Below are 18,810 nucleotides of genomic sequence, written 5' to 3' on the forward strand. Positions count from 1 at the left end.
GGTCGGTGCGGCGAGGCTCACTCGTCGCGGAGTTCGGTCGCGGGGGTGGACCGGGTGCTCTTCCAGGCCGGGATGATGGCCGCGAACACCGCGGCGACGGTGGCCAGCACGGCGTAGATCACCGCGTCGGTCCACGGGAACACCAGCGGCGTGACCAGGCCGACGTTGACCACGGCCGCACGTCGCACCGCCTCGGAGATGGCGATCGACAGCACCGCGCCGAACAGGCCCCCGGCCGCGCCGGCCACCACGGCCTCCACGGTGGTGATGGAGAAGACCCGCACCCGGGTGGCGCCCAGGGCCTGGATCAGCGCCACCTCGCGCCGGCGCCGGATGCCGACCAGCAGCAGCGTCGACAGCACCGAGATGAAGGCGATGGCCAACAGGCCGTACTTGAGGGTGTTCAGCGGGGTCAGGTAGCGGCCGATGGAGGTCGCGATGTCGGAGGCGTAGCCGTCGGTGTCGACCGCGGTCAGCGGCTGATCGAACTGGGTGGCCCCGATGTTCTCGATGACCTGGTCGGCGCTGAACCCGTCGGCGGGGGTGGCGAAGATCAGGCCGGCGGGCTGCGGGCCGTAGATCTGCTCGGCGATCGAATAGGGCATGTAGATGCGCCGGCCACCGTATTCGGGGGTGGCGACGATGGTGCCGATGCTCATCGCCTGCGCGTCGAGTCCACTGCCGAATACCAGGATGTCGCCGATGTGCAGTCCCTTCTCGCGGGCCAGCACACTGCCGATGACGACTTCATTGGCTTTCTGGCTGGCCTCCGGGGATTGGCCGGCGAGTAAACCGAAGGGGAATGTCGGGCGATCCTGGGCCTGAATATGCGCCAGTGAACCGTCTTTGAGGCTGATCTCGATTTCAGCCATCCGTTCGATCTTTTCCACCCCGGCCACCGAGTTCAGTTTGTTGACCGTCTGCGGGGCGAATCGGGCGTCAATCGGCCCGTAATCGGCGAACTGCGTCGTGGTGATCGCGATACGGCCGTCGGCCTGTGATTCGGCGACCTTGGTGGCGCCGAGGTGGATGGCCACCAGGAACCCGGACAGCAGAATGGCGACGACGACCGGCACCGCGATGGCGCCGGAGATGGCGGCGGTGCGCGACCGGTCCGAGCGCAGCGCGTTGAGCGCGATGGTCAGCGTCGCGCCGCTCTTCTTGTCCGGCCGCGGGCGCACGCTGGTGATGGTCTGCGCGCTCAGGTAGGCGGTGGCCAGCAGCAGCCCGATGAGGGCCAGCACCGCGCCGGCGTCGGCCAGGATGGCCTGCCAGGCGACCAGGGCGCCGGACCGGGTGGCGAGCCGGGCCAGCACCACCCCGCTCAGGCCGATCGCCAGCAGCAGCAGCGCCCGGAACCAGATCTTGCGCCCGGTGGTCTGTTCCTGGGCGGCCCGGCCGGACAGTTCGGCGGCGATCGGGGTGTTGGACGCCGACACGGCGGGGCCGATCGCGGCGCCGACCGCCAGCAGCAGACCGGCCAGCACACCGACCACCAGGATCGCCGGCTTGAGGATCACCGGCACGGTGACGCCGACGAAACGCTCGGTGAGTTCGCTGGCGCTGGCCACGATCGGCTCGGAGATGGCGATGCCGGTCAGCACACCCATCGCCGATCCCACCGCGCCCAGAAGTGCGGCCTCGCTGAGGAATCCGGTCATGATCGACGCCGGCGACGCGCCGAGTGCCGAGGCGATCGCGATCTCACGGCGGCGCTCTTCGACCGAGAGCCGGGTGATCTGGGTGATCAGGATGACTCCGACGCCGATCGAGATCAGCGCGAAGATGCCCAGCAACGGCAGCAGCACGTCGTTGACGTTGTAGCCCTTCGCCGGTTCGCTGCGCGGCTGCACGCTGTAGGTGGGGCCGAGGGTGGCCTTCAGCCGCTGCTGGACCTCGGTGGCGTCGGCGTCCTTGTCGAGGGTCACATAGACCATGTCCACCCGGTCACCGCGGGCGAACTGCGCTTTGGCCATGCTCAACGGCAGCACCGCGACCAGGCCGTTGTTGACCTCGTCCAGGTCGCTCACGCGCTGGAACTTCGCCACCGACAACTGCCCGATGTCGGTGACCAGGGTGGCCGATTCGTCCAGGGAGTCGCCCAGCGACTGCGACAGCGCCGGCGGGGGTTCGTGCTGCCCGGCCTGGCAGACCTTCGGGTCGACGATCCACTGCGCCGAGCAGTCCACACCCAGGCCCAGCCCGAAACTCTCGGTGTCGTTGTTGCGGATCATCGTGACCCCGCGAATGACCGGCACCACGGCCGCCACTCCGGGTACCGAACGGGTGTCCTCTACGACGGACGGGCTGATACCACCGCGGGTGGCGGCGCCGACCACGCGCAGCGGGGCGGGCCCGGCGATCTGGTAGCCGACGTCCTCGACGGCCTTGGAGACGCTGGTGACCTCGATCATGACGGCCACCACCACGGCGACGCCGCCACCGAGGGAGAAGGCGGCGAGCGCGGCCCGGAACGCGTGCTTACGGACCGCCCGGAAATTGATTATCCGAAGGAGTCCGAAAGTCGCGGCTAATGTTCCGCGAGCCATGACACATTATTGGGCGCGTGAGCGATTCCACTGTCGGTCTCGACTTCACCGTCGAGCAATGAAATGAGGCGCGGAGCGTCGTCGGCGATTTTCCGGTCGTGTGTCACCAGAACGATTGTCTGGCCGGCCGCATTCAAGTTGTACAAAGCGTCGATGACGCGCTGACCGTTAATGGTGTCCAGATTGCCGGTCGGTTCGTCGGCGAGAATGACGTCGGGCTTCATGAAAAGTGCCCGGGCGACCGCCACCCGCTGCTGCTCACCGCCGGACAATTCCGAGGGAACGCGCTTGGATTTGGCGGCCAGGCCGACCTGGTCGAGCAGGCTCATCGCGTGGGCGTGCTGGGCGCGGCCGGATTTGCCGGCCAGCAGGCCCGGGAGCATGACGTTCTCCACCACCGACAGGCCGGCCAGCAGGTTGAAGGCCTGGAAGACGTAGCCCAGGGTCTGGCAGCGCACGGCGGCCAACTGCCGACGTGAGAGCTGTGCGACGCTCTGACCGTTGATGAGGACGTCGCCGCTGGTCGGCATGTCCAGCAGGCCCAGAATGCTGAGCAGGGTGGACTTGCCCGAACCGGAGGGGCCGACCATCGCGACGAATTCGCCGCGGGTTATCTGGATGTTGATGTCCCGCAAAATCGGGGTGGCGGTATCGCCTTCCCCGAACTGCTTGTGGAGATTGCGCGCTTCCAGAACCACCGGCGGCCGGAGAACGACCGGCGGCGTTTGTCCGTTACGGTCGAGCTCCATATCCACGGTGTGCATCTCGGTCCTGATCATGAATCTCCGGCGGGCTTGTTAATACACCGATGTTGCCCGCGTGGGGCGCCTAGCTCAATTCATTGCGCAGCCCGCGATGTTGGTACGCTACGCGGTCCTCCGAGCCGATCATACCGACGTCACGCGCCTGCTGAAAATCGTTCGGGCGTGACGCCGAGCACCCCGGGCGGGGCCTGTAGTCGGCCGATCGCAGCGGTCGCGACCGCACCCGGTCCGCCCGTCGTCCGGGAAATCGACGTATGACCTGCGGTTATGAAAGATTTGGACTTGCGGCCACGCCGGTGGACAGTCGGCCGGGTCAGGGATGGGTGGCGGCCGCGGTGGCCGGATGCACCGCCACCAGGCCCAGTTCGTTACGCCGAGAGCAGATCGCCGCCAACTCCGCATAGGCCTTGGCGCCCAACAGTTCGGTCAGTTCCGGCGCCAGGCTCTGCCATACCTGTCGGGTGCCGATGTGGGCGCCCGGCGCACCGGAGCAGTACCAGTTCAGGTCCTCGCCACCGGGACCCCAACCGCGGCGGTCGAACTCGGTGATCGTGGTCTTGAGGACCTCGGTTTCGTCGGGGCGGGTGATCCATTCCTGGCTGCGCCGGATCGGCAGCTGCCAGCACACCTCGGGCTTCATCGTCAGTGGCTCTACCCCGAGTCGCATCGCCTTGAGGTGCAGGGCGCAGCCCGCGCCGCCGGGGAAATCGGAGCGGTTCAAGAAGATGCAGGCGCCTTTGACGGTGCGGGTGCGCAGCTGTTGCTCGCCGTCGTTCTCGTCGTACTCCAGGTAGCCCTTCTTGCCCAGGCCCTTGTCGCGCAACTGCCAGTCGTCGGCGGTCAACTGGGCGACCGCGTCGTCGAGATTGGCCCGATCGTCGTCGTCGCACAGGAACGCACCGTGCGAGCAGCAGCCGTCGTCGGGGCGCCCGGCGGTGATTCCCAGGCACGCCGGCGTGCCGAACACGCAGGTCCAGCGCGACAGCAACCAGGTCAGATCGGCGGCGATCAAATGCTCCGGGTTGTCGGGGTCGTAGAACTCCACCCACTCACGGGGGAAGTCCAGATCGACTTCGCCGGGACGGGACGGGTGTTGCGCTGCGGTCACGAAACTCCACGCTAGACCAGAAAATAACGTTGTCGGCCCTTCGCCCCATTAAGTTGGGTGGGTGCGATTAGGTGTACTCGACGTCGGCAGCAACACCGTCCACCTGTTGGTGGTCGACGCCCACCGGGGTGGTCACCCGACTCCGATGAGTTCGACCAAGGCGACGCTGCGACTGGCCGAGGCGACCGACGGTTCCGGGAAGATCACCCGGCGTGGTGCCGACAAACTGGTGGCCACGGTCGGCGAATTCGCCAAGATCGCAGCCAGTTCGGGGTGTGCGGAGCTGGTGGCGTTCGCCACCTCGGCGGTGCGCGACGCCTCCAATTCCGAAGAAGTGTTGTCCCGGGTGCGTTCCGAGGCCGGGGTCGAGTTGCAGGTGCTCGCCGGGGAGGACGAATCCCGGCTGACGTTCCTGGCGGTGCGACGCTGGTTCGGTTGGAGCGCCGGACGAATCAACAACCTCGACATCGGCGGCGGGTCGCTGGAGATGTCCAGCGGTGTCGACGAGGAACCGGATGTGGCGCTGTCGCTGCCGCTGGGCGCCGGCCGCCTCACCCGGGAGTGGCTGGCCGAGGACCCGCCCGGACGTCGCCGGGTCGCGATGCTGCGGGACTGGCTCGACACCGAATTGGCCGGTGCGGCAGCGGAGGTGCTGGCCGCCGGTCCACCCGATCTGGCGGTGGCGAGCTCCAAGACCTTCCGTTCGCTGGCGCGGCTCACCGGCGCGGCCCCGTCGGCCGCCGGCCCGCGTGTTCGACGCACATTGACCGCCGCCGGCCTTAGGCAGCTCATATCATTCATCTCTAGGATGACCACGGCCGATAGGGCCGAATTGGAAGGGGTGAGCGCCGATCGGGCGCCGCAGATCGTGGCGGGAGCCCTGGTGGCGGAAGCAAGCATGCGAGCGCTGTCGATCGAAACCGTTCAGATTTGCCCGTGGGCGCTGCGGGAGGGCTTGATCCTGCGTCGGCTCGACAGCCAGGCCGACGGCGCCCCCATGCTCGGATCCGCCATGATCGACTTGGCGGGGGCGCGTTCGCGGGGAGGCGGTGGGCGATGACCGAACCCAAATCGGATTCCGGAGACGCCGCGACGCGGCCCATCTCGGTGGCCGAACTGCTCGCCAAGAACGGTTCCATCGGTTCGCCGCCGGTGACCGGGCGTCGTCGGCGCCGTCGCGGCAACGCCGACGCGGTCACGGTCGCCGAACTGACCGGCGAGATCCCGATCATCCGTGACGACCAGGGCCCGCCCGAACCGGTGGCCAAACCGGACACCGGCGACGCCGAGAGCGGTGCGCTGCCGGTCGGCCCGGCACCGGGATTCGTCGTCGACGACCGTCCCGCCACCGGCCCGCGGCCCGTCGAACGCACCGAGGCCACCGCGCGACCGAAACGCGAACCGCGCTGGCCCAAGTCGCCGCCCCAGACACCCCGCGGCTCCGGCCCGGAGCCGAGCGCCTACCCCCGGCCGATCCGGCGGTCGGAGGCCGTCGCGGCGGCCGAGGAGACCGCGCGCCCGGCCGTCACCGAGTCGGCGCCCGCCGAGTCGGCCACCGCCGAACCGGCCGGCTCGGGTGCCGAACGAATGCTTCCGGATCCCCTCGACGGCTATCCCGATCTCGACGTCGATGTGATGGATGACGACGTGCGCGACCCCGACCTGCCGGTCGGCGACTCCGCGTTCGTGCGCTCCATCCTCAGCGAGACCGGCGACACCGAACGGTCGACGCGGCGGATGCTGGGCGTGGGGCTGGACCCGGCGGACGACGTCGCGGCCGGTGACCCGGCGGACACCGCCGAGCCCGACGACGACTACGTCGGCCGGCCCGGAGTGCTGGGTGGCATCCTGGTGGTGTTGCAGTCCCTGCTCGCGGTGGTTCTCGGCGGCGGCCTGTTCGTCGCCTTCGACCAGCTCTGGCGGTGGAACAGCATCGTCGCACTGGTGCTCACCGGCCTGGTCACGCTCGGGCTGGTCGCCGCTGTTCAGGCGGTCCGCAAGACCCCCGATCTGGTCAGCACACTGATCGCCGTCGCGGTCGGTCTGCTGGTCACCCTGGGGCCGCTGGCGCTGCACGCCAATTAGCCGTTCACTATTAGTTCGTGCGCCCTGCCATCAAGGTCGGATTGTCGACGGCGTCGGTCTACCCGCTGCGGGCCGAGGCCGCATTCGAGATCGCAGCCAGACTCGGCTACGACGGCATCGAACTGATGGTGTGGGGCGAATCGGTCAGCCAGGACATCGGCGCCGTGCGGCGCCTGTCGCGCAAGTACCGGATCCCGGTGCTGTCGGTGCACGCGCCGTGCCTGTTGATCTCGCAGCGGGTGTGGGGCCCCAACCCGATCCCGAAGCTGGAGCGCAGCGTGCGGGCCGCCGAGCAACTCGACGCCCAGACCGTCGTGGTGCATCCGCCGTTCCGCTGGCAGCGGCGCTACGCCGACGGTTTCAGTGATCAGGTCGCCGAACTCGAGGCCGCCAGCGACGTGGCGATCGCGGTGGAGAACATGTTCCCGTTCCGGGCCGACCGGTTCTTCGGCGCCGATCAGTCCCGCGAACGGATGCGTCGACGCGGCGGTGGGCCCGGTGTGGGGATCTCGGCGTTCGCGCCGTCGCACGATCCCCTCGACGGCAATCACGCGCACTACACGCTGGATCTCTCGCACACCTCGACCGCCGGCGCCGACGGGCTGGAGATGGCCCGCCGGATGGGGTCGGGCCTGACGCACCTGCACCTGTGCGACGGCACCGGTCTGCCCGCCGACGAGCATCTGGTGCCCGGGCGCGGTGATCAGCCCACCGCCGAGGTATGCCAACTGCTGGCCGCCGGCGACTTCACCGGCCACGTCGTGCTGGAGGTCAGCACCTCGCAGGCCCGCACGCCACAGGAGCGCGAGGCGCTGCTGACCGAGTCACTGCAATTCGCCCGCACCCATCTGCTGCGCTGAGCGCGGGCACACCCCGATCGCCGACGACACAAGGAGTTCGTGCGTGAGTACATCCACACTGTTCACCGACGCCATGACCCTGGCGCGGACCGATGACGCCACCGGCCGGGACGGCGGGGACGTGGCGGTCTTCGCCGGAGCGCTCAACGAGCACTGGACCATCGGCCCGAAGGTGCACGGCGGGGCGATGCTGGCGTTGTGCGCCAACGCCGCCCGCACCGCCGTCGCCGGCGACGCGGCACCGGAGATCGAGCCGGTCGCGGTCTCCGCCAGCTACCTGTGGGCACCCGACCCGGGGCCGATGCAGCTGGTGGCGACCATCCGCAAGCGCGGTCGCCGGGTCAGCCTCGTCGACGTCGAACTCAATCAGGGCGAGCGCACCGCGGTGCGGGCCGCCATCACCCTCGCCGAGCCCGAACATCAGGCGCCGCCACTGCTGTCGTTTAACCCCGTGGTGCCGTTGATGACGCCGGAACCGCCACCCGGCCTGGAACCGATCGGGCCGGGCCATCCGATGGAACACATCGTGCACCTGGCGCACGGTTGCGACATCCGGCCGGCGCTGAGCACCCTCGGTCCGCGCTCGGACGGCGGCCCGCCGGTGATCGAGATGTGGGTGCGGCCCAAGGACGTCGCACCCGACGTGCTGTTCGCGCTGCTGTGCGGTGACGTGTCGGCGCCGGTGACCTATGCGGTCGACCGCACCGGTTGGGCGCCCACCGTGCAGCTCACCGCCTATCTGCGGGCCATCCCGGCCGACGGCTGGCTGCGGGTGATCTGCACCTGCATGCAGATCGGCCAGGACTGGTTCGACGCCGACCACATCGTCGTCGACCGTGACGGCCGCATCGTGGTGCAGACCCGCCAATTGGCGATGGTGCCGGCGCAGTAGGGGCACCGCCGGGGCGACCCGCCTGCGGGCCGGGCTTCACCACGCTTGTAGACCCGGTCTGAAATGCTGTCGGCATGACCAGAATTGCGATCATCGGCGGCGGCAACATGGGCGAGGCACTGCTGGCGGGCCTGCTGGCGTCCGGCCGTCCGGTCAAGGATCTGGTGGTCGCCGAGCGTTACGGGGACCGGGCCCGGCAGTTGTCGGAGACCTACTCGGTGCTGGTGACCTCGGTCGCCGATGCGATCGAGAACGCCAACGTGGTGATCGTCGCGGTGAAGCCGCAGGACGTCGACGCGGTGGTCGAGGAGTTCGCCAAGAGCATCACCGCGGCGTCGGGGGACAGTGCCGATCAGGTGCTGGTCAGCATCGTGGCCGGACTCACCACCGAGTACGTGGAGTCCAAACTGCCCGCCGGTGCGGCGGTGGTCCGGGTGATGCCCAACACCGCGGTCAAGGCCCGCGCGGGCGCCAGTGCCCTGGCCAGGGGCCGGTTCGCCACCAACGAGCAGGTGTCCGAGGTCGCCGCGCTGTTCGAGTGCGTGGGAACGGTGGCGGTCGTCGCCGAAGAGCAGATGGACGCGGTGACCGCGGTGTCGGGTTCGGGCCCCGCCTATTTCTTCCTGGTGGTCGAGGCGCTGGTGGACGCCGGTGTCGCGGCGGGGCTCAGCCGGCCGGCCGCCACCGATCTGGCGGTGCAGACGATGGCCGGTTCGGCGCAGATGCTGCTGGAGGCGCGCGAGGAGGCGAACGGGGCCGCGACGCAGATCGATACCGCTCCGGCGTTCCTGAGAGCCATGGTGACTTCGCCGGGCGGCACCACCGCGGCCGCACTGCGCGAATTGGAGGCCGGCGGGCTCCGGACCTCGATCGATCGGGCGGTGCAGGCGGCAAAAACCCGCTCTGAGCAGCTAAGAATCACATCAGAGTAATTCACTTATTTTTCACATATTGGCTCTCAGCAGTCGCAGGAACCCCATCCGTCCCGCTATTCTCCCTATGTCTGTGCGTGTGGGCGCAGCGGAGGGGAAGCCGCTTCGACTGCACGTGCCTGATTGAAATGGGTAACGATGACGTCTGCGAACGGGCCTTCGGCGCGTGACACGACACAATTTCTCACCGTGGCCGAGGTGGCCGCGTTGATGCGGGTCAGCAAGATGACCGTGTACCGGTTGGTGCACAACGGCGAGCTGCCCGCGGTACGGGTGGGGCGGTCCTTCCGGGTGCACGCCAAGGCGGTGCACGACCTGCTGGAGACCTCCTTCTTCGACGCGGGCTGACAGCCGGTCGACAGATAAGCGGCCCCCGGGCGTCGCCGCACGGTGACGCCCGGGGTCGGCTGTGTCTGTAGCCCCTCTTCAGGTGCGGTTTTCCGGTCCGTGCCTGCCTACGGGTAAAGTAACCGGGTCGAGCAAGTTCAGCGGCGCCGATCAGCTGGCGCAGGCAGAAGCAGATAGCGGAGTTCATGGGTTCAGTCATCAAGAAGCGGCGCAAGCGCATGTCGAAGAAGAAGCACCGCAAGCTGCTTCGCCGTACCCGCGTTCAGCGCAGAAAACTCGGTAAGTAGGCCGCCCGGGTCCACCCCGCCCGGCCGAAGGATCGGGGCCGATCTCCGGTATCGCTTTTCCGGTGCGGGCCCCGGTTCGCGGTGACCCGCCTCGCACGGCTTCGCCGCGCTTGCGGTCACCGTTAGGCTAGCGGGGTGGACGAGGCCGGACCCCCGAGCGACGGCACGCGAAGTGACGCCCGGCATTACCCCAAGGTCGTGTTGGTCACCGGTGCGTGCCGGTTCCTGGGTGGATATCTCACCGCAAGGCTCACGCAGAATCCGCTGATCGATCGGGTGATCGCCGTGGATGCGGTCATGCCGAGCAAGGACATGCTGCGCCGGATGGGGCGCGCCGAGTTCGTCCGCGCTGATATACGGAATCCCTTCATCGCCAAGGTGATTCGAAACAGCGACGTCGACACGGTGGTGCACGCGGCGGCAGCGTCGTACGTGCCCCGGTCCGGCGGTGGGGCGGCGCTCAAGGAACTCAACGTGATGGGCGCCATGCAGTTGTTCGCCGCCTGTCAGAAGGCGCCCTCGGTGCGACGCGTGGTGCTCAAGTCGACCTCGGAGGTCTACGGGTCCTGCTCGCGGGATCCGGTGCGGTTCTCCGAGGACAGCAGCAGCCACCGGCCGCCCACCCAGGGGTTCCCGCGCGACAGCGTCGACATCGAGGGCTACGCGCGCGGCTTGGGCCGGCGCCGCCCCGACATCGCGGTCACCATCTTGCGGATGGCCAACATGATCGGCCCGGCGATGGACACCGCGCTGTCGCGCTATCTGGGCGGTCCGCTGGTCCCGATGGTGCTCGGCCGCGACGCCCGCCTGCAGTTGCTGCACGAACAGGATGCGCTCGGCGCCCTGGAACGGGCCACCACCGCGGGCAAGGCCGGCACTTTCAACGTCGGCGCCGACGGGATCATCACGATGTCGCAGGCGGTCCGCCGGTCGGGGCGCGTCCCGCTGCCGCTGCCCGGCGTCGGACTGTGGGTGATGGACTCGCTGCGCCGGGCGAACAATTACACCGAGATCACCCGGGAACAGTTGGATTATCTGAGCTTCGGTCGGGTGATGGACACGACTAGGATGCGAACCGAACTCGGGTACAGCACCAAGTGGACCACCGCCGAGGCCTTCGACGACTACGTGCGCGGACGGGGGCTGGAACCGATCGTCGATCCCAGATGGGTCCGATCGGTGGAGCGGCGAGTGGTGAGCGCAGCGCGGCGACTCGGGGATATCGGCTTCACGGCGGCACGGGGAGGGTAACGCCATGACTGATGATTCGAATGCGAAAGTCATTCCGCTGCACAAGCATTCAAGCTCAGTGCGGCGCCATCCCTCGGCGCTGCCCGGCCCCGGAGACCAGGCATCGGATCAGCAGAGCACCGCGGTCATCCGGGAATTCGGTCAGCGGCTCGGCGCCGCGGGGGACGCCGGTGCCGCGACCGGCAACGGCGAGTTCGCCCGCCGGGTGGCCACGATGGTCGCATTCCTGCGGGAACGGCTCACCGGCGACTACCAGGTCGACGAATTCGGGTTCGACCCGCACTTCAACGAGGCCGTCGCGCTGCCCTTGCTGCGGGTGTTCTTCAACGACTGGTTCCGGGTCGAGGTCAGCGGCATCGAGAACCTTCCCGTCGACGGGCCCGCGCTGGTGGTGGCCAACCACGCCGGGGTGCTGCCTATGGATGCGCTGATGCTCTCGGTGGCGGTGCACGACCATCACCCCCGGCAGCGCAACCTGCGGGCACTCGCCGCCGATCTGGTATTCGACCTGCCGCTGGTCGGCCCGACCGCCCGCAAGGCCGGTCACACCATGGCCTGCACCGCCGACGCCCACCGGTTGTTGGAGTCCGGGGAGCTGACCGCGGTGTTCCCGGAGGGCTACAAGGGGCTGGGGAAGCGGTTCAAGGACCGCTACAAGCTGCAGCGGTTCGGCCGGGGCGGTTTCGTCTCGGCGGCGCTGCGCACCGGCGCCCCGATCGTGCCGTGCTCGATCGTCGGCTCCGAGGAGATCTACCCGATGATCGCCGACGTCAAGCTGTTGGCGCGGCTGCTCGGCGTGCCCTATTTCCCGATCACGCCGCTGTTTCCGCTGGCCGGGCCGGCCGGTCTGGTGCCGTTGCCGTCGAAGTGGCACATCGCGTTCGGCGAGCCGATTCCGACCACCGATTACGAGGCCGGCGCCGCCGACGACCCGATGGTCACCTTCGAACTGACCGACCAGGTGCGCGAGACCATCCAGCAGACGCTGTACCGGTTATTGGCCGGCCGCCGCAACATGTTCCTCGGCTGAGCCCTATCCCGGCGAGCTGGGGGCACCTCCCGCTTGCGGGCGAGCGTGCGTGTCTGCACACGACACGCCGCGTGCGGGCGTACCACCGCGCACGTTCGCGGGCCGAGCGCGGCCTATTTCTTGCCCAGCGCCCGGTCGCGCATCGCCTCGAGCGCGGCGATCGTTTTGGCCTCGGTGTCGGCATCCTGGTTGACTGACTCGCCGAGCATGGTGACCACACTGGTCACCACCGGCTCGCCGTTCTCGTCGGTGACCTCGCTGCGGACTTCGCTGACAACCGTGCCGTGCGACTCGATCACCGAGTCCAGGTAGGTGTCGAAGTACAGCCGGTCGCCGTCCCGGATCGGCCGGTGGAAGGTGAACTTCTGGTCGCGGTGCAGCACCCGGGCGATGTTGATCGGGAGGTCGAACTTCTCGAAGATCTCCAGCTGGACCTGACGTCCGGCGACCGCCAGGAACGTCAGCGAGGCCACCAGTCCCGGGTGGCCGGCTTCGGCGGCGGCAGCCTCGTCGAAGTGCGCCGGGTGGTCGTCTTTGACCGAGCGCGCGAACTCGCGGATCTTCTCCCGGCCGACCTCGAAGTAGTCCGGGAACCGGTAGTGGGCTCCGATCATCCGCTGCGACTCGGTGTGTACTGACATGCCGGTTTACCCCTCCGCTCGCCGTGGTGTTCGGCGGCGGAAGCTTATCAGCGAGCGGCTCAGCCGCGCTCGTTCCGGTGCGCCACGGCCCTTGATGCGGTCGACCGGTCCTCGTGCGGCGTCGCTGCGCTAGCCGCGCTCGTTCCGGTGCGCCACGGCCGCCGCCAGCGCCCCGCCGACCGCCCCCAGCGCCAGCGCCGACGGCACACCGACCTTCGCCGCCCGTCGTGCGGTGCGGAAGTCGCGGATCTCCCAGCCCCGCTTGCGCGCCATCTCGCGCAGCGCGGCGTCGGGGTTGATGGCCACCGCGGTACCGACCAGTGACAGCATCGGCACGTCGTTGAAGCTGTCCGAATAGGCCGTGCAGCGTCGCAGGTTCAAGCCCTCCCGGATGGCCAGCGACCGCACCGCGTGGGCCTTGCCGGGGCCGTGCAGGATCTCCCCGACCAGCCGTCCGGTGAACACCCCGTCGACCGACTCGGCGACGGTGCCCAGCGCTCCGGTCAGCCCCAGGCGCCGGGCGATGGTCTCGGCCAGTTCCTGCGGCGTCGCGGTGACCAGCCACACCTGCTGGCCGGCGTCCAGGTGCATCTGGGCCAGCTCCCGGGTGCCCGGCCAGATCTTGTCGGCGATGATCTCGTCGTAGATCTCCTCGCCCAGATCGACCAGCTCGGAGACCGGCCGGCCCTCGATGAACGCCAGCGCCTTGCGTCGCCCGGCGGCGACGTCGTCGCTGTTCTCCTTGCCGGTCAGTTGAAACTTGGCCTGCGCGTAGACGATCCCGATGACGTCGCGATAGGTGAAGTAGTCGCGTGCGGCCAGCCCGCGGCCGAAGTGCACCATCGAAGAACCGTGGACCAGGGTGTTGTCCACGTCGAAGAACGCGGCGGCGGTCAGGTCGACCGGCGCCGGCGACGCCTCGGCCTCAACCACGTCGGCTGCGGAGTCGTCGGCCGGACCCGGTGCGGTCATCACCCGACTCCTTCCGCCGCCTTGCCCACAGGGCCGGTCATCCGGCCGCCATCAACCCTATCCGCCCGCACCGCCGATGACCCCCAGGTGATCGCGCAGATCACCTTTGAGATCGAACATCGAATAGTCCCGGAAACTGAACCGCCAGACGCCGTCCACCCGTTCGAACTCGTCGTGGTAGCGGCCCGCGGCGATCACCTGCAGCGGCACGTCGTCGGTCTGCTGCAGCACCGTGTAGTAGGAGCGGCAGGTCGCGGTCCCGGCGTCGTCGTCGATGTCGAGGATCGGATTGGTGATCACGTGCTTGGTGCGCGGCGTGCCGTCGGGGTGGATCCTGACCAGGCTCCGCCACAGCTGCAGGATCCCGGTGTGATCGAGGATGACGGTGCCCTCCGGATCGGCCTTGATCCTGGCGTGGGCGAACAGCGCCGCCACCGCCTCCAGGTCGCCGGAGTCCATCAGCTCCGCATAGCGATACAGCAGGTTCGCGATCGACACAGCGCTGGGATTGGTGGCCGCCATAGCGATGAACATAACCACCGCCGGCGGCTGTGGGCGTCAGGCCGCGCCGCGCCCACCTGCCACACTGGAACCATGACGTCCCCCCAGGTGCAGTTGTTGACGCGCGAGGGTTGCCCGGTCTGCGTCGAGGTGAACACCCGGCTGATCGCGCTGGCCGACGAGTTGGGGTTCGAGCTGAGCGTCACCGACGTCGACACCGCCGCGGCGGCCGGCGACAGCAGCCTGCGCGCCGAGTACGGCGACCGGCTGCCGGTGGTGCTGCTCGACGGCCGGGAGCACAGTTACTGGGAGGTCGACGAGCCCCGGCTTCGGGCGGACCTCGCCGTCGGAAACCGCACGGTGGACGGCGGGTAACCGGCAAATGGATTCGGCCGAATTTGGTGGGCCAGCACTTTAGCCTCTACCGTGGGGTGAAGTTTGTTCACGGGTGACAGCAAGGAGCGGACCAGGTGATATTGCCGTGAGCGTCCTGCTCTTCGGGGTCTCGCATCGCAGCGCCCCCGTCTCAGTCCTCGAGCAGCTCAGCACCGCCGAATCCGATCAGATCAAGATCGTCGAGCAGGTGCTGCAATCGCCGCTCGTCACCGAAGCGATGATTCTGTCGACCTGCAACCGGGTCGAGATATACGCCGTGGTGGACGCCTTCCACGCCGGACTGTCCGCGATCGGGCAGGTGCTCTCCGAGCATTCCGGCATGTCGATGGGCGATCTCACCAAATACGCCTACGTCCGCTACAGCGAAGCCGCCGTCGAGCACCTGTTCTCGGTGGCCAGCGGCTTGGACTCCGCGGTCGTCGGCGAACAGCAGGTGCTGGGCCAGGTACGGCGCGCCTACGCCACCGCCGAGGCCAACAGCACCGTCGGACGGGTGCTGCACGAACTGGCGCAACGGGCGCTGTCGGTCGGCAAGCGGGTGCACTCCGAAACCGGGATCGACGCCGCGGGCGCCTCGGTGGTGTCGGTGGCGCTGTCCATCGCCGGCAAACAACTGGGCGCCGACGCGCTGCGCGGCCGGACCGCGGTGGTGATCGGCGCCGGCTCCATGGGCGCACTGTCCGCCGCGCACCTGGTGCGTGCCGGGGTGGAACACATCCACGTGGTCAACCGCTCGCTGCCGCGTGCGCAGCGGCTGGCCCGCAAGATCCGCGAGGGCGGGGTGACCGCCGACGCCGTCGCCCTGGACCGGGTGGCCGCGGCTCTGACCGGCGCCGACCTCGCGGTCTGCTCCACCGGAGCGGTCAGCCCGGTGGTGACGCTGGCCGACGTGCACCATGCACTGGCCGACGGCGACCGCGACGAGATCACCCAGCCGCTGGTGATCTGCGACCTGGGTATGCCCCGCGACGTCGACGCCGCGGTCACCGGGCTGCCCGGGGTGCAGGTCATCGACATGGACCGCATCCAGCGGGAGCCGTCGGCGCAGGTCGCCACCTCCGACACCGAGGCCGCGCGCAGCATCGTGGCCCGCGAGGTCGCCACCTACCTGGCCGGGCAGCGGATGGCCGAGGTCACCCCGACGGTGACCGCACTGCGCCAGCGCGCCGCGGACGTGGTCACCGCCGAACTGCTGCGGTTGGACCACCGACTGCCGGAGTTGGACGCCGCCCACCGGGAAGAGGTCGCCCGCACCGTGCATCGCGTGGTCGACAAGCTGCTGCACGCCCCCACCGTGCGGGTCAAGCAGCTGGCCGGCTCGCCGGGTGGCGACAGCTACGCCGAGGCGCTGCGCGAACTGTTCGAGCTCGACCCGACCGCGGTGGACGCCGTGGCGACGGCGGGCGAATTACCCACGGTGCCGGGAGGATTCGATGTCAACGCTGAAACCGGGTCGGCCGGGTAGACGTTTTGGGTGACGTAATCCGCATCGGCACTCGGGGCAGTTTGTTGGCCACGACGCAGGCCGGCACCATCCGTGATGCCCTGGTGGCCGCCGGCCACCCCGCCGAACTGGTCATCATCAGCACCCCCGGGGACCGCTCCTCGGGCCCCATCGCCGACCTCGGGGTGGGGGTCTTCACCGCGGAGCTGCGCGAGGCCATCCTCGACGGCCGGGTGGACGCCGCGGTGCACTCGCACAAGGACCTGCCCACCGCCGAGGATCCCCGCTTCCTGCTCGCCGCGAATCCGCCCCGCGAGGACGCCCGCGACGCCCTGGTGGCGCGCGACGGCCTGGTGCTGGGCGAGTTGCCCGCGGGTGCCACGGTGGGCACCTCATCGCCGCGGCGGGCCGCACAGCTTAGAGCACTGGGTCTCGGTTTGGAAATCCGCCCCCTACGAGGCAACCTAGATAGCAGGTTGAACAGGGTAAGCAGCGGCGAACTCGACGCCATCGTGGTCGCCCGGGCGGGACTGGCCCGGGTGGGACGCCTCGATGCGATCACCGAGACGTTGGAACCGGTACAGATGTTGCCGGCACCGGCTCAAGGTGCGCTGGCGGTGGAGTGTCGCGCCGGCGACACCGCACTGGCGGCGCTGCTGGCGGAGTTGGACGACACCGACACCCGCCGAGCGGTCACCGCCGAGCGGACCCTGCTCGCCGAACTGGAGGCGGGTTGTTCCGCACCGGTGGGCGCGATCGCCGAAGTGGTCGAGTCCATCGATGAGGACGGCCGGGTCTTCGAGGAGCTGTCGCTACGCGGTTGCGTGGCGGCGCTGGATGGATCCGACGTGATCCGCGCGTCCGGCATCGGCAGTCCGGACCGAGCCCGAGAACTCGGTGTCTCGGTCGCAGCGGAACTGTTCGAGTTGGGTGCGCGCGAGATCATGTCGGCTGCACGGTGAAACAGGTGCGTGGGGAAGTGACTGGGAGTAACGAATGGCTCGCCAAGTGAGCGCGCGAGGGCAGAAGCCCAAGCCCGGCCGCATTGTGTTCGTCGGGTCTGGTCCCGGCGACCCGGGCCTGCTGACGATGCGGGCGCGTACGGCGCTGACGAATGCCTCGTTGGTGTTCATCGACCCCGACGTGCCCGAGACGGTGCTGGCGCTGATCGGTACCGCACTGCCGCCGATGGCGGGTCCGGTGCCGCCGGCACCCAAAACCGAGGACGGCGCGGCCGACGGCGACGACGACGCGAAGGACACCGCCTCGACCATGGTCGGCGGTCCCGACATCCGCCCCGCACTGGGCGAGCCGGCCGAGGTGGCCAAGCTCCTGGCGGCCGAGGCGCGCACCGGCACCGACGTGGTCCGACTGGTGGCCGGTGACCCGCTGTCGATCGACGCGGTCATCACCGAGGTGAATGCGGTGGCACGCACCAGCGTGGTGTTCGAGATCGTGCCGGGGCTGCCCGCCACCAGCGCGGTGCCCACCTACGCCGGCCTGCCGCTCGGCTCGTCGCACACCGTCGCCGACGTCCGTGACCCGAACGTGGATTGGGGCGCGCTGGCCGCCGCCCCGGGTCCGCTGATCCTGCAGGCCACCACCTCGCATCTGCCGGAGGCGGCCCGCACCCTGATCGAGTACGGCCTGGCCGACAACACCCCGTGTGTGGTGACCACCTCGGGCACCACCTGCGCGCAGCGTTCGGTCGAGTCCAGCCTGGGCGGCCTCACCGAGGCTTCGGCGCTGGCCAGCATCGACCCGGTGATCCTGCCCAACGGCCAGGAGGCCTCGGCCGGACCCCTGGTGGTGACCATCGGCAAGACGGTGAACAGTCGGGCCAAACTGAACTGGTGGGAGAGTCGCGCGTTGTACGGCTGGACCGTTCTGGTGCCGCGCACCAAGGATCAGGCCGGCGAGATGAGCGATCGTCTGGTCAGCCACGGTGCCTCGCCGATCGAGGTTCCGACCATCGCGGTGGAGCCGCCCCGTAGCCCGGCCCAGATGGAAAGGGCCGTAAAGGGTTTGGTGGACGGCCGCTACCAGTGGGTGGTGTTCACCTCGACCAACGCGGTCCGTGCGGTGTGGGAGAAGTTCGCCGAGTTCGGGCTGGACGCCCGCGCGTTCTCCGGCGTGAAGATCGCCTGCGTCGGCGAAGCCACCGCAGAGCGGGTGCGGGCCTTCGGGATCAGTCCCGAGCTGGTGCCCTCGGGCGAGCAGTCCTCGCTGGGGCTGTTGGACGAATTCCCGCCCTACGACGACGTTTTCGACCCGGTGAACCGGGTGCTGCTGCCGCGCGCCGACATCGCGACCGAGACGCTGGCCGAAGGGCTGCGGGAGCGCGGCTGGGAGATCGAGGACGTCACCGCCTACCGCACGGTGCGGGCCGCACCGCCGCCGGCGAACATCCGCGAGATGATCAAGACCGGCGGGTTCGACGCGGTCTGCTTCACCTCGAGCTCCACGGTGCGCAACCTGGTCGGCATCGCCGGCAAGCCGCACGCGAGGACGATCGTCGCCTGCATCGGTCCCAAGACCGCTGAGACGGCGGCCGAATTCGGACTGCGGGTCGACGTGCAGCCGGAGACCGCCGCGGTGGGTCCGCTGGTCGACGCGCTCGCCGAGCACGCGGCACGGCTGCGGGCCGAGGGTGCGCTGCCGCCACCGCGGAAGAAGAGCCGCCGGCGATGATCCCCCCCGCGTTGACACTGCACTCATGGCGGAAAAGTGCGAGTAGCTTCCGCCCTCAC

General features: G+C 69.1%; 19 protein-coding genes. 13 read left to right on the forward strand and 6 right to left on the reverse strand.

What is annotated here, in order from left to right; genetic code table 11:
• Window positions 1-17: 17 nt before the first annotated feature.
• From RCP38_RS02160 to RCP38_RS02170, 3 genes are all read right to left on the reverse strand, one after another.
• The gene (locus RCP38_RS02160) at window positions 18-2,549 is read right to left on the reverse strand and encodes an FtsX-like permease family protein (RefSeq protein ID WP_308475117.1); all 2,532 of its coding nucleotides are present in this window, start codon (window positions 2,547-2,549) and stop codon (window positions 18-20) included.
• Window positions 2,531-3,328: an ABC transporter ATP-binding protein gene (locus RCP38_RS02165; RefSeq protein ID WP_308475119.1), complete on the reverse strand. Its 798-nt coding sequence runs from the start codon at window positions 3,326-3,328 to the stop codon at window positions 2,531-2,533. Before RCP38_RS02165 ends, RCP38_RS02160 begins: the two co-directional genes overlap by 19 nt.
• Before the next feature lie 298 nt (window positions 3,329-3,626).
• Window positions 3,627-4,421, reverse strand: coding sequence for a DUF3109 family protein (locus tag RCP38_RS02170; RefSeq protein ID WP_308475121.1), 795 nt, complete (start codon window positions 4,419-4,421; stop codon window positions 3,627-3,629).
• Window positions 4,422-4,482: 61 nt separating this feature from the next.
• On the opposite strand from RCP38_RS02170, the gene RCP38_RS02175 reads away from it, so the two are divergent.
• From RCP38_RS02175 to RCP38_RS02215, 9 genes are all read left to right on the forward strand, one after another.
• Window positions 4,483-5,481 carry a Ppx/GppA family phosphatase gene (locus RCP38_RS02175; protein ID WP_308475122.1) on the forward strand — a complete coding sequence of 333 codons (999 nt, stop codon included), beginning with the start codon at window positions 4,483-4,485 and terminating at the stop codon, window positions 5,479-5,481.
• On the forward strand, window positions 5,478-6,506 hold the full coding sequence (locus RCP38_RS02180) for a hypothetical protein (RefSeq protein ID WP_308475124.1): 1,029 nt from the start codon (window positions 5,478-5,480) through the stop codon (window positions 6,504-6,506). The genes RCP38_RS02175 and RCP38_RS02180 overlap by 4 nt, the downstream gene beginning before the upstream one ends.
• A gap of 17 nt (window positions 6,507-6,523) precedes the next feature.
• Window positions 6,524-7,366: a sugar phosphate isomerase/epimerase family protein gene (locus RCP38_RS02185; protein WP_308475126.1), complete on the forward strand. Its 843-nt coding sequence runs from the start codon at window positions 6,524-6,526 to the stop codon at window positions 7,364-7,366.
• Window positions 7,367-7,409: 43 nt separating this feature from the next.
• Window positions 7,410-8,258, forward strand: a complete 849-nt coding sequence (locus RCP38_RS02190; protein WP_373692426.1) for a thioesterase family protein — start codon at window positions 7,410-7,412, stop codon at window positions 8,256-8,258.
• Window positions 8,259-8,332: 74 nt separating this feature from the next.
• Entirely contained in the window at window positions 8,333-9,190 is an 858-nt protein-coding gene (proC, locus tag RCP38_RS02195) for a pyrroline-5-carboxylate reductase (RefSeq protein WP_308475128.1), read from the forward strand.
• Between the two features lie 138 nt (window positions 9,191-9,328).
• Window positions 9,329-9,538 carry a helix-turn-helix domain-containing protein gene (locus RCP38_RS02200; protein WP_024442553.1) on the forward strand — a complete coding sequence of 70 codons (210 nt, stop codon included), beginning with the start codon at window positions 9,329-9,331 and terminating at the stop codon, window positions 9,536-9,538.
• Between the two features lie 185 nt (window positions 9,539-9,723).
• Complete coding sequence (locus RCP38_RS02205; RefSeq protein ID WP_003402602.1) at window positions 9,724-9,825, forward strand: 30S ribosomal protein bS22; 102 nt, start codon at window positions 9,724-9,726, stop codon at window positions 9,823-9,825.
• Window positions 9,826-9,960: 135 nt separating this feature from the next.
• Window positions 9,961-11,076 (forward strand): SDR family oxidoreductase, encoded by a 1,116-nt coding sequence (locus tag RCP38_RS02210; protein WP_308475343.1) that lies wholly within the window; start codon window positions 9,961-9,963, stop codon window positions 11,074-11,076.
• Window positions 11,077-11,080: 4 nt separating this feature from the next.
• On the forward strand, window positions 11,081-12,106 hold the full coding sequence (locus tag RCP38_RS02215) for a lysophospholipid acyltransferase family protein (protein ID WP_308475344.1): 1,026 nt from the start codon (window positions 11,081-11,083) through the stop codon (window positions 12,104-12,106).
• A 113-nt stretch (window positions 12,107-12,219) separates the two neighbouring features.
• On the opposite strand, the gene RCP38_RS02220 is transcribed toward RCP38_RS02215, so the two are convergent.
• The 3 genes from RCP38_RS02220 to RCP38_RS02230 form a co-directional block, all read right to left on the reverse strand.
• Complete coding sequence (locus tag RCP38_RS02220; RefSeq protein ID WP_308475345.1) at window positions 12,220-12,747, reverse strand: FAS1-like dehydratase domain-containing protein; 528 nt, start codon at window positions 12,745-12,747, stop codon at window positions 12,220-12,222.
• A gap of 129 nt (window positions 12,748-12,876) precedes the next feature.
• Window positions 12,877-13,719 (reverse strand): HAD family hydrolase, encoded by an 843-nt coding sequence (locus tag RCP38_RS02225; RefSeq protein WP_308475346.1) that lies wholly within the window; start codon window positions 13,717-13,719, stop codon window positions 12,877-12,879.
• Between the two features lie 57 nt (window positions 13,720-13,776).
• Window positions 13,777-14,241, reverse strand: a complete 465-nt coding sequence (locus RCP38_RS02230) for a nuclear transport factor 2 family protein (RefSeq protein ID WP_308475347.1) — start codon at window positions 14,239-14,241, stop codon at window positions 13,777-13,779.
• A 72-nt stretch (window positions 14,242-14,313) separates the two neighbouring features.
• On the opposite strand from RCP38_RS02230, the gene RCP38_RS02235 reads away from it, so the two are divergent.
• The 4 genes from RCP38_RS02235 (at window position 14,314) to RCP38_RS02250 (ending at window position 18,751) form a co-directional block, all read left to right on the forward strand.
• Complete coding sequence (locus RCP38_RS02235; protein WP_308475348.1) at window positions 14,314-14,595, forward strand: glutaredoxin family protein; 282 nt, start codon at window positions 14,314-14,316, stop codon at window positions 14,593-14,595.
• 106 nt (window positions 14,596-14,701) lie between these two features.
• A complete protein-coding gene (locus tag RCP38_RS02240; RefSeq protein ID WP_308475349.1) occupies window positions 14,702-16,081 on the forward strand; it encodes a glutamyl-tRNA reductase in 1,380 nt (459 codons plus the stop codon).
• Window positions 16,082-16,086: 5 nt separating this feature from the next.
• A complete protein-coding gene (hemC, locus tag RCP38_RS02245) occupies window positions 16,087-17,022 on the forward strand; it encodes a hydroxymethylbilane synthase (protein ID WP_308475350.1) in 936 nt (311 codons plus the stop codon).
• A gap of 34 nt (window positions 17,023-17,056) precedes the next feature.
• Complete coding sequence (locus RCP38_RS02250; RefSeq protein WP_308475351.1) at window positions 17,057-18,751, forward strand: bifunctional uroporphyrinogen-III C-methyltransferase/uroporphyrinogen-III synthase; 1,695 nt, start codon at window positions 17,057-17,059, stop codon at window positions 18,749-18,751.
• Window positions 18,752-18,810 lie beyond the last annotated feature (59 nt).

Source organism: Mycolicibacter sp. MU0083 (assembly GCF_963378075.1).
Classification (GTDB): domain Bacteria; phylum Actinomycetota; class Actinomycetes; order Mycobacteriales; family Mycobacteriaceae; genus Mycobacterium; species Mycobacterium kokjensenii.